General features: G+C 44.6%; 16 protein-coding genes and 1 pseudogene. All 17 read left to right on the top strand.

The features are described 5' to 3' along the window. The first annotated feature begins 8 nt into the window (after positions 1–8). Positions 9–215, top strand: coding sequence for a F0F1 ATP synthase subunit C (gene atpE, locus QOS07_RS01695; RefSeq protein WP_283587275.1), 207 nt, complete (start codon positions 9–11; stop codon positions 213–215). Between the two features lie 44 nt (positions 216–259). Then, entirely contained in the window at positions 260–778 is a 519-nt protein-coding gene (atpF, locus tag QOS07_RS01700; protein WP_283587276.1) for a F0F1 ATP synthase subunit B, read from the top strand. After that, complete coding sequence (gene atpH, locus QOS07_RS01705) at positions 768–1,310, top strand: ATP synthase F1 subunit delta (RefSeq protein WP_283587277.1); 543 nt, start codon at positions 768–770, stop codon at positions 1,308–1,310. The genes atpF and atpH overlap by 11 nt, the downstream gene beginning before the upstream one ends. Positions 1,311–1,342: 32 nt before the next feature. After that, entirely contained in the window at positions 1,343–2,875 is a 1,533-nt protein-coding gene (gene atpA, locus QOS07_RS01710) for a F0F1 ATP synthase subunit alpha (RefSeq protein WP_283587278.1), read from the top strand. A gap of 37 nt (positions 2,876–2,912) precedes the next feature. Then, complete coding sequence (locus tag QOS07_RS01715) at positions 2,913–3,866, top strand: F0F1 ATP synthase subunit gamma (RefSeq protein WP_283587279.1); 954 nt, start codon at positions 2,913–2,915, stop codon at positions 3,864–3,866. Between the two features lie 23 nt (positions 3,867–3,889). Beyond that, the gene (atpD, locus tag QOS07_RS01720) at positions 3,890–5,317 is read left to right on the top strand and encodes a F0F1 ATP synthase subunit beta (RefSeq protein WP_283587280.1); all 1,428 of its coding nucleotides are present in this window, start codon (positions 3,890–3,892) and stop codon (positions 5,315–5,317) included. Positions 5,318–5,329: 12 nt separating this feature from the next. Continuing rightward, positions 5,330–5,758 carry a F0F1 ATP synthase subunit epsilon gene (locus tag QOS07_RS01725; protein ID WP_283587281.1) on the top strand — a complete coding sequence of 143 codons (429 nt, stop codon included), beginning with the start codon at positions 5,330–5,332 and terminating at the stop codon, positions 5,756–5,758. Between the two features lie 368 nt (positions 5,759–6,126). Continuing rightward, entirely contained in the window at positions 6,127–6,351 is a 225-nt protein-coding gene (locus tag QOS07_RS01730) for a DUF1146 family protein (protein WP_283587335.1), read from the top strand. Between the two features lie 17 nt (positions 6,352–6,368). Continuing rightward, complete coding sequence (murA, locus tag QOS07_RS01735) at positions 6,369–7,694, top strand: UDP-N-acetylglucosamine 1-carboxyvinyltransferase (protein WP_283587282.1); 1,326 nt, start codon at positions 6,369–6,371, stop codon at positions 7,692–7,694. Between the two features lie 101 nt (positions 7,695–7,795). Beyond that, positions 7,796–8,791 carry a rod shape-determining protein gene (mreB, locus tag QOS07_RS01740; RefSeq protein ID WP_283587283.1) on the top strand — a complete coding sequence of 332 codons (996 nt, stop codon included), beginning with the start codon at positions 7,796–7,798 and terminating at the stop codon, positions 8,789–8,791. A 6-nt stretch (positions 8,792–8,797) separates the two neighbouring features. Next, positions 8,798–9,037 carry a membrane protein insertion efficiency factor YidD gene (yidD, locus tag QOS07_RS01745; RefSeq protein ID WP_283587284.1) on the top strand — a complete coding sequence of 80 codons (240 nt, stop codon included), beginning with the start codon at positions 8,798–8,800 and terminating at the stop codon, positions 9,035–9,037. Between the two features lie 13 nt (positions 9,038–9,050). Then, positions 9,051–9,275 (top strand): DUF2969 domain-containing protein, encoded by a 225-nt coding sequence (locus QOS07_RS01750; RefSeq protein ID WP_283587285.1) that lies wholly within the window; start codon positions 9,051–9,053, stop codon positions 9,273–9,275. Between the two features lie 51 nt (positions 9,276–9,326). Next, the gene (locus QOS07_RS01755) at positions 9,327–10,520 is read left to right on the top strand and encodes an FtsW/RodA/SpoVE family cell cycle protein (RefSeq protein ID WP_283587286.1); all 1,194 of its coding nucleotides are present in this window, start codon (positions 9,327–9,329) and stop codon (positions 10,518–10,520) included. A gap of 15 nt (positions 10,521–10,535) precedes the next feature. Next, positions 10,536–10,835, top strand: a complete 300-nt coding sequence (locus QOS07_RS01760) for a glycine cleavage system protein H (protein WP_283587287.1) — start codon at positions 10,536–10,538, stop codon at positions 10,833–10,835. Between the two features lie 152 nt (positions 10,836–10,987). After that, entirely contained in the window at positions 10,988–12,118 is a 1,131-nt protein-coding gene (locus QOS07_RS01765; protein WP_283587288.1) for a D-alanine--D-alanine ligase family protein, read from the top strand. Between the two features lie 228 nt (positions 12,119–12,346). Continuing rightward, positions 12,347–13,186: a helix-turn-helix domain-containing protein gene (locus QOS07_RS01770; protein ID WP_283587289.1), complete on the top strand. Its 840-nt coding sequence runs from the start codon at positions 12,347–12,349 to the stop codon at positions 13,184–13,186. Between the two features lie 69 nt (positions 13,187–13,255). After that, positions 13,256–13,867: pseudogene (locus tag QOS07_RS01775) on the top strand (transcriptional regulator); the annotation flags it as partial. Positions 13,868–13,920: the final 53 nt, after the last annotated feature.

A 13,920-nucleotide genomic window follows, 5' to 3' on the forward strand; every position in this document is an offset into this window, starting at 1 on the left:
ATTTTAAAATGGCATTAGGAGCAATTGCTGCAGGTATCGCAGCTATGGGTGCTGCTATCGGTGATGGTATCTTAATTGGACACACTGTTGACAGTATTGCACGTCAACCAGAATTACAAGGTCGTTTACAAGCAACGATGTTCATTGGTGTTGGTTTGATTGAAGCCATGCCTATCATCGCCATCGTTATCGGCTTCCTTGTTATGAACAAGTAATTATTGCAATCACTGTTATTTTTTAGACAAGGAGGTGTCAATAGATGTTTGTGAACAATGTGTTAGCTGAATCAAACAGTTTATACGTTGGTGACCTGATTTTCTACATTGTCACCTTCATTATCCTGATGTTGCTGGTCAAGCACTTCGCTTGGAGTCCAGTTACTAACATGATGAAGAAGCGGGCGGACAAGATTGCCAGTGATATCGACAATGCTGCCAAGTCCCGTGAAAATGCAGAAAAAATGGCTGCTAAGCGGCAAGCCGAACTGCAGAATTCACGTCAAGAAGCTGCTGACATTGTTAACAATGCCAAGAAGTCAGCCGAAACACAACGAGCACAAATTGTTGAAGCAGCACAAAATGATGCTCAAGCACTTAAGCAACAAGCACAACAAGATGCTGATCAAGCACGTCGTGACGCGTTGAACGGTGCTAAGGATGACGTTGCAAACTTATCTATTGAGATTGCTTCCAAACTCATCCAAAAAGAATTAAAGGCAGACGATCAAAAAGAATTGATCGACTCCTACATTGAAGGGTTGGTAGATCATGAGTCTTGATAAGAAGACGATTGCTCGTCGTTATGCACGGGCTCTGTTTGAATTGGTCGATGCAGACAACGAAGTCGATCAAACTTATCAAGAATTAATTGCTTTACGCCAAGTCTTTGAGGACAACGAAGGATTAGAAGCCGCCTTAGCTGGTGTGCAGATGTCCCTCGATGATAAGAAAGCGTTGGTCAGTGACTTACAACAGGGGGCTTCCCAGTATGTAACGAACTTGATTCAAATGCTTTTTGATTACGGCCGCATGGATTGTATGGTCGCAATTATTGATGAGTTTGAACGGCGGTATGATCACGTTAACAAGCGGATGCATGCCGACGTTGTTACAGCGATCCAACTCGATAAACAACAACGGGACCAACTTTCAGCGAACTTAGCAAAGCGCTTTGGTGCTAACGAAGTCGTACTTAATGAAAGTGTTGATCCTGAAATTTTAGGTGGGGTTATTGTTCATGCTGATCATAAGACGCTTGATGGTAGCCTCAGCTCAAAGATTAAGCAAATTCGTCGTTTACTAGTTAGATAATATAGATCTTTTGTTAAAGAGGTGAGACCTTTATGAGCATTAAAACTGAGGAAATCAGTTCACTCATCAAGAAACAACTTGCCAACTACCAAAACCAAGTTTCTGTTGAAGAAACCGGTACGGTAACCTATGTTGGTGATGGTGTTGCTCGTGCCGATGGCTTGGAAAATGCCATGGCTGGTGAGTTGCTCGAATTTAGCAACGGTGTTTACGGGATGGCCCAAAACCTTGAAAGTAACGATGTTGGTATCGTTATTTTGGGTGACTTTAGCGGCATTCGTGAAGGTGACACTGTTAAACGGACGGGTCGAATCATGGAAGTACCCGTCGGTGATGAATTACTGGGACGGGTTGTTGACCCACTAGGTCGTCCACTTGATGGCCTTGGTGAGATCAAGACGACCAAGACTCGTCCAATTGAACGTAAGGCTCCGGGTGTTATGGAGCGGAAGAGTGTTAGCGAACCTCTTCAAACTGGTATTAAGGTTATCGATGCCTTAGTTCCAATTGGTCGTGGTCAGCGTGAATTGATCATTGGTGACCGTAAGACTGGTAAGACCGCTATCGCTCTGGACACGATTATTAACCAAAAGGACCAAGACGTTATTTGTATTTACGTTGCCATCGGTCAAAAGGAATCAACCGTTAAGGCAAGTGTAGAAACTTTACGTCGTTATGGTGCCCTGGATTACACAATCGTTGTTTCAGCTAGTGCTTCCAACCCAGCTCCAATGCTTTACATTGCTCCATATGCTGGTGCCGCCATGGGTGAAGAGTTCATGTTTGGTGGCAAGGATGTTTTGATTGTTTATGATGACCTTTCAAAGCAGGCCGATGCTTACCGTGAACTTTCACTGATTTTGCGGCGTCCACCAGGCCGTGAAGCTTACCCTGGTGATATCTTCTACACCCACTCACGGTTACTGGAACGGGCTGCACGTTTGTCTGATGACCTTGGTGGTGGTTCAATGACTGCCTTACCAATCATTCAGACGCAGGCTGGTGACGTTTCTGCATATATTCCAACCAATGTTATTTCAATTACTGATGGTCAGATCTTCCTGGATTCTGATGAATTCTACTCTGGCCAACGTCCTGCCATTGATGCCGGTACTTCTGTTTCCCGGGTTGGTGGTGACGCCCAGGTTAAGGCCATGAAGAAGGTTGCTGGTACCTTACGTTTGGATATCGCTTCTTACAATGAATTGGCATCATTCGCCCAATTCGGTTCTGACTTGGATGAAGCTACCCAGGCACGGTTGAACCGTGGTCAACGGACGATGGAAGTCTTGAAGCAAGGCTTGCACGAACCACAAACTGTTTCTCAACAGGTTGTCACCCTGTTTGCTTTGTCAAAGGGCTTCATTGATAAGATTGCGCTGGACGATGTTCAACGTTATGAAAGTGAATTAGCTGCATTTATGCACGCAAATCACCAAGACCTTTACGATAGTATTGAAAAGACAGGTAAGTTACCAGAAGGCGACGCCCTGTTGAATGCTGTTGCAGAATTTTCTAAGTCATTCCAATCAAGTGATGACCAAAAGAAAGCTGCTGCTAAGTAATGCTTGATAATACTAGTCGAAAGGACGGTGAGATTTAGTGCCAGCTTCACTTGCTGCAGTTAAACACAAAATTGACTCAACGAAGAGCACGCGGCAGATTACTTCTGCCATGCAGATGGTTTCTACTGCTAAACTGAATCAAATTCAACACCATACTCAAACCTACGAAGTCTATGCGGAGAAGGTTAAGCAAATGTTGGCTGATCTGGTTAAATCTCACAGTGCAACATCTGCTGCTTCCCAAGACGATGTGTACGCTGCACTATTTAAAAAGCGTCCAGTTAAGAAAACTGGTGTGCTTGTAATTACTTCAGACCGTGGTTTGGTAGGAAGTTACAACAGTAACATTCTTAAGCAAACGATGGCCTTGATGAAGGAGCACAATCTAAACGAAGATAACACCGTTTTTCTGACGGTTGGTAAGACCGGGACAGAGTTTTTGCAGAAGCGTGGAATGAACATTATTTACCAGTATTCTGGTGTTAGTGACGTTCCTACTTTCCGTGAAACCTTACCGATTGTTCGGACTGCCGTTCAAATGTACAATGACCAAGCATTCGACGAGATGTACATGGTTTACAGCCACTACGTCAACCGAATTTCTTCACACGTCATTGCCCATGATGTATTACCAATTACAGAGCACTCATTACTCGATGAAGATGGCAATATGCCAAGTAAGCAAAAGGACACACCACTGGAAAACAGTGATGTTACTTCTGCTCACGTTTCAGCGGAGTATGAATTCGAACCGTCAGATACGGCAATTGTTTCTGCGTTAGTAGCCCAATACGCAGAAAGTTTACTTTATGGAGCGCTTCTTGATGCTAAGACGTCTGAGCACTCCTCAAGTGCTAATGCCATGCGGTCTGCAACTGATAACGCTGATGACATTATTTCAACGTTGGAATTGCAATATAACCGTGCACGGCAGGCTGCCATCACGACTGAAATCACCGAAATTACCGGTGGGATGACAGCACAAGAATAATTTCAAACGTAGGAGGAAACAACATGAGTTCTGGTAAAGTTGTACAAGTTATCGGACCAGTTGTCGATGTTGAATTCCCCTTAGACGGTAAGCTTCCGGAAATTAACGATGCTTTGAAGATTAAGGAAAGTGATGACAAGACCTTAACAACTGAAGTTGCCTTGGAATTAGGTGACGGTGTTGTTCGGACGATTGCCATGGACGGTACTGATGGTCTTCAACGTGGAATGGAAGTTGAAAACACTGGTGCATCAATTAGTGTGCCAGTTGGTGACGATACTCTGGGACGAGTATTTAACGTCTTAGGTGAACCTGTTGACAACGGACCGGAATTTGGACCTGATGCAAAGCGGATGCCAATTCACCGTGACGCACCAAAGTACGACGAATTAAACAACAGTACGGAAATTTTGGAAACTGGTATTAAGGTTATTGACCTGCTGGCTCCATATGTTCGTGGTGGTAAGATTGGTCTGTTCGGTGGTGCCGGTGTTGGTAAGACCGTTTTGATTCAGGAATTGATTCACAATATTGCTCAAGGTCACAATGGTATTTCTGTCTTCACAGGTGTTGGTGAACGGACCCGTGAAGGTAACGATATGTACTATGAAATGAAGGCCTCTGGGGTTTTGGAAAAGACAGCCATGGTTTATGGTCAGATGAACGAACCACCTGGTGCCCGGATGCGGGTTGCCCTGACTGGTTTGACCATTGCGGAATACTTCCGTGATGTTAAGGGCCAAGATGTTCTGCTGTTTATCGACAACATCTTCCGGTTTACCCAGGCCGGTTCAGAAGTTTCTGCCCTGTTAGGGCGGATTCCTTCAGCCGTTGGTTACCAGCCAACGCTGGCTACTGAAATGGGTCAGTTACAGGAACGGATTACTTCTACCAAGAAGGGTTCAATTACGTCTATTCAAGCCGTTTATGTTCCTGCCGATGACTACACCGACCCTGCCCCAGCTACAACCTTCGCCCACCTGGATGCTACTACTAACCTGGAACGTAGTTTGACCCAGATTGGTATTTACCCAGCCGTGGACCCATTGGAATCTACTTCTACTGCCCTTACTCCAGAAATTGTCGGTAAGGAACACTACGAAGTCGCAACGCAAGTTCAACACGTTCTTCAACGGTACCATGAACTGCAAGACATCATTTCTATCTTAGGGATGGATGAATTATCTGACGAAGAAAAGACGATTGTTGCTCGTGCACGTCGTATCCAAAACTTCTTGTCACAAAGCTTCAGTGTTGCCGAACAATTTACTGGTACGCCAGGTAAGTACGTTTCATTGAAGGACACGATCAAGGGATTCAAGGGTATCCTTGAAGGTAAGTACGATGACCTTCCAGAAGAAGCATTCCGGTTGGTTGGTACGATCGATGACGCTGTTGAAAAAGCAAAGAAAATGAAGGCTGAATCTGAACAAGAAAACGCAGCAGATTAGGAGGGATAATTTATGGCTGATAGTAAATTTAAAGTCACCATTATTACTCCTGATGGCACCGTCTATGATAATGACGAGGCGACAATGATCGTCATGAACACTTCTGGTGGACAAATGGGGATCATGGCTAACCACGTGCCATTGATTGCTTCTCTTGAGATCAGTGTTGTTCGTGTCAAGCACGATGAAGGTGAGGATGAAGTTGCCGCGGTTAACGGGGGTATCATGCAATTTGATGGCCACGAAGCGTTGATTGCAGCTGACAGTGCGGAATTACCTGAACGGATTGATGTCGAACGGGCCCAACATGCGAAGGAACGTTCCGAAAAGGCAATTGAGGATGCTAAGAAGAATCATAATAATGATGACTTGGCACGGGCGGAAGTCCACCTCAAGCGTGCTATTAACCGGTTGAACGTTTCTAAGTACATCAAAAAATAAGTGAGTCATTAGTTGACTTAAAAAGGACTACAGCTGTTGCTGTGGTCCTTTTTTATATGGGTTAGCAAACAAAATGACTTACCGCGTACCGCGCTAACCCATTTTGACATGCTAACCTTACGCCCCTCTTGCCCCCACTCCGCACTTCCAATAACGTGCTGCGCGGGGAGGAGCTATAGTCTAGCAAACAAAATGGCTTACCGCGTGCCGCGCTAACCCATTTTGCCATGCTAGCCTTACGCCCCTCTTAATCCCGCTCCGCACTTCCATTTTTAATATAAAGTTAAACTTTTTCAGAATGTGCCTATTGTTCGTGATCATATGATATGATACAAATTGGTTTATAAGAAGAAGGTGATCAAGTGCAGATGACAGGTATCCATGCCTTATTAGACATTATCGTGCAGTTTATTTTTATTTGGTTGGCTTTTACCGCCATCCAGGGGTTTCATTTTGAACGGTTATTCCAGCGGCCACCACGGACGCTGCCACTGGCAATCGTCTTATTTTCAACTGCAATTGGTTACCTCTGTGCCAATTTCTTTTTGGGAATCTTAACCGCAATCGGTAACCTTACTTACTTAGTTCGTTAGCGCCGCTGGAGGAGAATATGGAAAAAATAATTATCAAAGGTGGCCAGCCATTACGGGGGAAGGTCGCCGTCGAAGGATCAAAAAATGCGGTTTTGCCACTACAAGCTGCCGCTATTTTAGCCGTCCAGGGGACCGTCACACTCAATAACGTCCCACCAGTTACGGATGTAAAGGTGATGGACCGCCTTCTTGGCTTTTTGAACTTAAAAACCGCGTATGGGGAAAAGCAACGACAACTAGTTCTTAACGCTAGCTTTCCCTTATCATCAGAAGCCCCGTACGACTATGTAAATCAAATGCGTGCTTCTCTACTAGTAATGGGGCCATTGCTCGCCCGTACCGGTCATGTGCGGATTGCCCTGCCTGGTGGCTGTTCAATCGGTGCTCGTCCCATTGACCTCCACCTTGCCGGCCTAGAAAAACTTGGTGCCGAGATAAAACAGGACGCTGGCTTTATTGAGGCAAGTTGTGAGCACCTTGTTGGTACCCGGATACCGCTTGATTTTCCAAGCGTTGGTGCAACCGAAAATATCATGATGGCCGCAACAATGGCCGCCGGAATTACGACTATTGAAAATGCATCCTGCGAACCGGAGATAATTGAGCTGGGAAACCTTCTCAATAAAATGGGAGCTCATGTCCACGGCGCCGGTAGCAAGGTTATCCGGATTCAGGGTGTCTATTACCTGCATGGTGCTGAGTATACGGTGATTCCGGACCGGATTGAGGCCGGCACCTGGATGCTTGCTTCCGCCGTTACTAACGGGGACGTGATCGTTCAGGGAACCGTGCCGGAACATAATGCTTCATTGATTGCCAAACTGGAAGAAATGGGTGTTACCATTATCAAGCAGGCAGATGGTCTCCGGGTACTCGGGACCTCGGTATTAATACCAGCTAACGTTAAGACAATGCCTTACCCTGGTTTTCCAACTGACCTGCAACCACAAATGACGGTACTTCAACTATTGGCTAATGGAACCAGTACGATGGAGGAGCACGTCTTTGAGAAACGGTTTATCCACCTAGAAGAGTTGCGGCGGATGAATGCTAAATTCCAAATTTCAGGTTCGGTTGCAATCCTTGATGGGCCAACGCGATTTAGCGGTGCAGAAGTGACGGCTTCAGATTTACGAGCAGGAGCTAGCTTAGTCCTTGCTGGTTTAGCTGCTGATGGTATTACCCAAATTCGGAATCCGCAATGTCTAGACCGTGGATATTATCATTTTTACCAGAAGCTGCGGGCACTTGGCGCCAAGATTGACCGCTTAAATATTGAAGATAAGTTTAAAATTACTCCTGATCAGCAGCCACGACAAAACAAGGGTCAGGAAAAGGAGTAAAATAAAAAAACTGTGGTATAATACCAACGATATTATCTTAAAATCGACTGACAGATTGTCAGAATTAAATTGAGCAATTGCTAACAAAGGAGATAAGATGAATGGCTAAAGATATCGGAATCGACTTAGGAACTGCTAACGTCCTCATTTATGTTCAGGGCAAGGGGATCGTATTAAATGAACCATCTGTGGTGGCAATCGATACGCAAACAAATAAAGTATTGGCTGTCGGCTCAGAAGCTTACCGGATGGTTGGGCGGACACCAAGTAATATTCGGGCAATCCGCCCATTAAAGAACGGGGTTATTTCTGACTTTGATGTTACCCAGGAGATGCTCTCATACTTTATTGGTAAGTTGAGCGTTAAGGGCTTCATGTCTAAGCCAAACATTATGATTTGTGCCCCAACAAACATCACTGAAATTGAACGAAAGGCAATTATCCAGGCCGCTGAACAGTCTGGTGGTGGCAAGGTTTATTTAGAGTATGAACCAAAAGTTGCCGCTATCGGTGCTGGCCTCGATATCTTTAAGCCACGTGGTAGCATGGTAATTGACATGGGTGGCGGTACCAGTGATATTGCTATCCTGTCACTTGGTGATATTGTTGCTAGTCAGTCTATTCGGATGGCCGGTGACAAGATGAACAATGATATTGCTGCTTACATTAAGGATAAGCATGGTCTGATCATCGGTGACCATACTGCCGAAAACGTTAAGATGGAAATCGGAACGGCCTTGCCAGTTGATGAACCAAAGGAAATGGACGTTCGTGGTCGGGATGTCGCTTCCGGAATGCCAAAGCAAATTACGGTTAACCAAAACGAAATTGAAGAGGCACTCCATGATACCTTAAGTCAAATCGTCTCTGCAGCTGTTAGCGTTCTTGAAACTATTCCACCTGAGCTGGCGAGTGACATTATTGACCGGGGAATCATTTTAACCGGTGGGACCGCGCTCTTAAGTGGAATTGACCAGCTGTTTAGTTCAAAGTTGAAGGTTCCGGTAATGGTTTCACAAGACCCATTGGACAATGTTGCCAAGGGTGCCGGTGAAATGCTGGAACGGATGCAGAAGACGGAAGACAAGAAGAAGTAACTTTTAATGGTTCACTTGTTATGTAACTTAGTGCGTTGGTACCAACAGGGAATTTCGGCACGGCGACCGTACCGTGTTTGCCGCTACCACCCGACTTGTTCGCAGTACATGATTGAGGCTTTGCAGCGCTTTGGTATGAAGGGGATTCTTCTTGGAATTGCCCGGATTTTACGCTGCCAGCCATTGGTTAAGGGCGGTTATGATCCGGTGCCGGACCACTTTACTTTCCAACGTCAGCATAAATAATAAGGGTGAAAAAGTGTCAAAGAAAGATAAGAAAATTGAAGTAACTGTTAAGGACATTGAACGTCAACACCAGCCGGTTCAACAAATCTTTATCGGTCAACGCCTGATTGGTGAGGTGGTTGCCGACAAGGAACGGTTTAAGGCAATGCTGGTTGCTGACCAGAGTGAGTTCAATGTTCGTTCGCAAGAAGAAGGGCTGGAAATGGTCCTTCAGCAGTACCACCTCCACCAGCGGTAGGATTGGTTACAAGGTTTCTTGTAGAAAAATCTGGCATAAAGGAGTTAGGTAATGCAACGTTCGCAAAATGATGAAGAAAGTCGAATTGACTGGGGAATTATTTTCTGTGTATTGATGCTGGCTTTAATCGGTCTGGCATCGATCTACGTTGCCGCTGTTCATGACCAACAACCGGTTAGTGTGGCACGGTCGGTAATTACCCAGTTAGTCTGGTACGCAATCGGGACGATCCTGGTTGTTGTTATCATGCAATTTGACTCGGAACAACTATGGAAATTGGCGCCAATCGTATACTGGATTGGTATCTTCTTGATGTTTGCCATCTTGGTATTTTATAGTCGATCGTACTATGTTAATACCGGGGCGAAGAGTTGGTTTGCTATTGGTCCCTTTACCTTCCAGCCGTCGGAAATTATGAAGCCGGCGTATATCTTAATGATGGGGCGGGTAATTACTACCCACAATAACCGGTACCCGGTTCATACGGTTCAGTCTGACTGGCGGTTAATTGGGACAATGTTCTTATGGCTGTTACCAATCTTAATCTCCCTGCACTTTCAAAATGACTTTGGGACTGCGCTGGTTTTCTGTGCAATCTTTGCGGGGATGGTATTGGTATCTGGGGTAACCTGGCGGATTTTAGCACCGGCGGTAATCGGGGTTACTGTTATTGGTGGATCGATCCTTGCAATGGTTACTAGTACGATTGGTCGGACCATCCTGGAGCACATTGGCTTTCAGGCTTACCAGTTTGACCGGGTTGATACCTGGCTGCATCCTGAACAGGATACGACTAACCAGGGGTACCAGTTATGGCAGAGTATTAAGGCTGTTGGTTCTGGTGGGATTACCGGGACTGGTTTTAATAACTCAAAGGTTTATGTTCCGGTTCGTGAATCTGATATGATTTTCTCTGTTATCGGGGAAAACTTCGGCTTTATCGGTGGGGTCCTCTTGATTTTAATCTACCTCCTACTGATTTACCTGATGATTCGGGTAACCTTTGATACCAAGAATGAGTTTTACGCTTATATCTCAACCGGGGTTATCATGATGATTCTGTTCCACGTGTTTGAAAACATCGGAATGAATATTGGGTTGCTGCCGTTAACCGGTATTCCACTACCATTTATCAGTTCCGGTGGTTCCTCGTTGATTGGGAACCTAATTGGGATTGGAATGGTGATGTCGATGCGGTACCACCACCATTCGTACATGTTTAGCAGTAATAAGGAATTCAGGTAATGAGGCAATTCAATAATGGCAACAAAAAGCAACTATTTTTGGACTAACCAGCAAGCTGATGGTTCATGGCTGGTTGGCTTGAATGAAGAAGGTCGCCGGCAACTTGGCACCGTATATTTTATTGATCTTCCGGCAGTAGGAACGGTGCTCGAGCAAAACGGGAAGTTTGTTTCGGTCGAAGCGGCTAACATGGTTACCAACCTTGAGAGTCCGCAAGCAGGGACAATTGTTGCAATTAATGAACAGCTACGTGACCAGCCTGATGATCTTTCTAGCGATGACCCACGTAAAAATTGGGTTGTTGCATTAAAGTAGGAAGTGGAGCGAGAAAAGTCCCAACTTAGAGCGGGTATTTTTTCTCGCTCCTTTTTAATTCAATCTTGGTCCGTTTATTGTTTCATGATATACTATAGGTTCAAGATATACGGTTTGAAATTATAAAAAATTATTATAAGGTGGTATTTTAAATGACAAAGAAATTGCGTGTTGCACTGTTGTTTGGTGGCAACTCATCAGAACATGATGTTTCAAAGCGGTCAGCACATAATATCTACGATGCCATGGATAAGGACAAGTACGATGTCAGCTTGTTCATGTTCACCAAGGACGGGATCTTGTTGAATAATGCTTATTCACAACGAATCTTTGATGGTGAGCCAGAAGATGAAGTAGTTAAGGATGCTTACCAACACATGGATCTTGACCGTCCGTTGGCACCAATTATGGCATTAAACGAGCTGGAAGGGGTGGACTTCTTCTACCCAGTAATCCACGGGAACCTGGGGGAAGATGGTACCGTGCAAGGGCTCTTTAAGCTATTAAAGAAGCCTTATGTTGGCTCCAACATTGCCGCTAGTGCCATGTCATTTGATAAGGACCTGACTAAGAAGGTACTAAACGAGGCCGGTATTCGGAATACACCGTACGTTTTGATTACTCCTGAAAACCAGTCTGAATATTCATGGGGACGGTTGGAAGAAGAATTGGGTAACCTAATCTTCATTAAGCCAGCTAAGCAGGGATCTTCTGTTGGTATTCACCGGGTAACGAACGCGGAAGAGTATGCCGCTGCCTTAAAGGATGCATTTAAATATGACTTTAAGGTATTGGCAGAAAAGGGGGTTGACCACCCACAAGAGGTTGAAATTTCAATTCTTGGTAATGAACACCCGGTAGCATCTAAGCTTGGTGCGGTACGGGTACCAAAGGATGACCCGTTCTACGACTACGAAAATAAGTTTGTTGATGCTAGTGGGGTTGTTTTTGAGCTACCGGTTAAGCTGCCACAGTACCTGACTGATGAAATCACTGATATGGCGTTAAAGGCATACAAGGCACTTGATATGAAGGGCCTGGCACGGATTGATTTCCTGGTTGACTCAAATAATATTCCATACCTTAGTGAACCAAACACGTTACCTGGTTTCACGAACATTAGCCTTTACCCGCAGATGTGGGAAGTATCAGGAATTTCTTATTCAGATTTGATTGATCGCCTGATTGAACTTGGCCTGGAAGAGTTCAAGCGTAATAGTCAGATCAAGTATGACTTCCGTGAACTCGGTAAAGAACGGGTAGGCCAGAAAAAGTACAATTAACTTGTGGTCACTTTCTTATACTGCCAGTAAATTAGTCAATTAAGTTTAAGCGGAATAGCCAGTTGACGGCTATTCCGCTTTTTGTTAGCAACTAATTTATATCTGAAAAGTGAAGTTTGATTTTTTGCAAAAGCTTTTAAGTGAAAATAGTATAAAAAGTGCTATAATGTGATATTAGAAAAGCTAATATTAAAAACAATTGATATTATTAAATGAGGATGATAACCAATGAAACTCCGTGGAGATGTTTTAAAACAAATTCGCCGCAAGAGGGGTTTGTCACAAACAGCATTGGCTGAAGGAATTTGTACCCAAGCGACGATTAGTTTGATGGAAAAGCAAAATCGTTTACCGAAGATGGATATTTTAACAGCGATTTGCGAGCGCCTTAACATTCAGACTGACCGGATTGTTGAAATTGAGGTTAGCGGAATTAATGATACTTTCAACAAGATCATTGATGCATTAACCGACCAAGAGTATGATACTGCAAGGAAACTTATCTCAAAGGTTAGTGTTAAGAATCTCAACAGTGACTTTGATAAGCAACGTTACTACTTCTTACTCGGGATGGTTCAGATTAGTGAAGATAAGGTTGATGACGCAATCTTTAACTTTGAGCTGGTCCTGACCCAGTTTGCTACTACAAGTGCCAATATTTACCTTGCAATGACGACAGCGGGGATGGCACTTGCCTACCTGAAACGGGATGACAAGGAACGGGCAATCCGGCTTACTAACCGGGCGGTTAAGCTAATTGATAATAAGAAACTGATCGGGAGCCTACACCAGTGGGCTTCAATTAATTGCCAGATTGCTAAATTGTACTGGCGGCTTGGTGAACCGGAAAAGGCAATTGAAAGTGCCCAGCGGGGGATTCAACTGTGTCGTGAACGTGACTCACTGTTTATCCTTGACCAGCTCTACATGTACGTTGGCCGGGCCTATATCGAGCTTGGCGATAAGGAAAAGGCTAAGGAAAACCTGGAGATTGCTAAGAGCCTCTCAATCGCCCGTCACGGTAAGTTAAACGAACAAAGTATTGAACAAGAATTAGAACGGCTGTAATTCTTGCTTTGCCAGTGGTGGATTAACTTTCACCACTGGCTTTTTTAGTTCCTAAATGCTTAAATAATAGTATATAAAACTGAAGTGCCGGTGGGGCAGTTTACTAATTTTTCGGTCAAACCATCATGTGGGATGGCTGGTAAGACTGATTATATTGGGAAGGTTGATAACCCGTCCTACTTCATGGACCCACACCGGATGGAGGCGGGGATGGTTTGGTTTAATGATGGCTACCTGGAATACCAGCTGCCAAACCACCTGAAAAAGGATGAGCACCTTCAGATGATTGATATTGTGGCTGAACTAGGGAGCGAATTTCCATTTTCAAATAATAACTGGCCATCAGACATTACGGTGTCAGTTAACGGAACCGAGCTTGGCTTTTGGACAAGCCCGGGTGACTTTTCCGACGTGCGAGGGAAATACACGCCAGTCTGGGTACCGAATAATGTAAACCAGTATGGCTTGCAAAAGACCTTTCGGATCACAGACCACGGTACCTACCTTGATGGCCAGCCATGGTCACCAGTATCATTAGATGATTTATCCTATGATCCAGACCGGTTTGTTCTCCGTTTTGAAGTAAAGAAAACGGCGACGCATAAGGGCGGCTGTACCATCTATGGCCAGGGCTTTGGCAACTTCCGTGAAAGCATCCAGATGAAGTTATTTTACAGTTAACTAATAAATTTATTTGATTTGTACGGACAAATATTTTACAATATGGATGTTAA

Origin of the sequence: Limosilactobacillus viscerum (assembly GCF_947387525.1) — a bacterium.
Classification (GTDB): domain Bacteria; phylum Bacillota; class Bacilli; order Lactobacillales; family Lactobacillaceae; genus Limosilactobacillus; species Limosilactobacillus viscerum.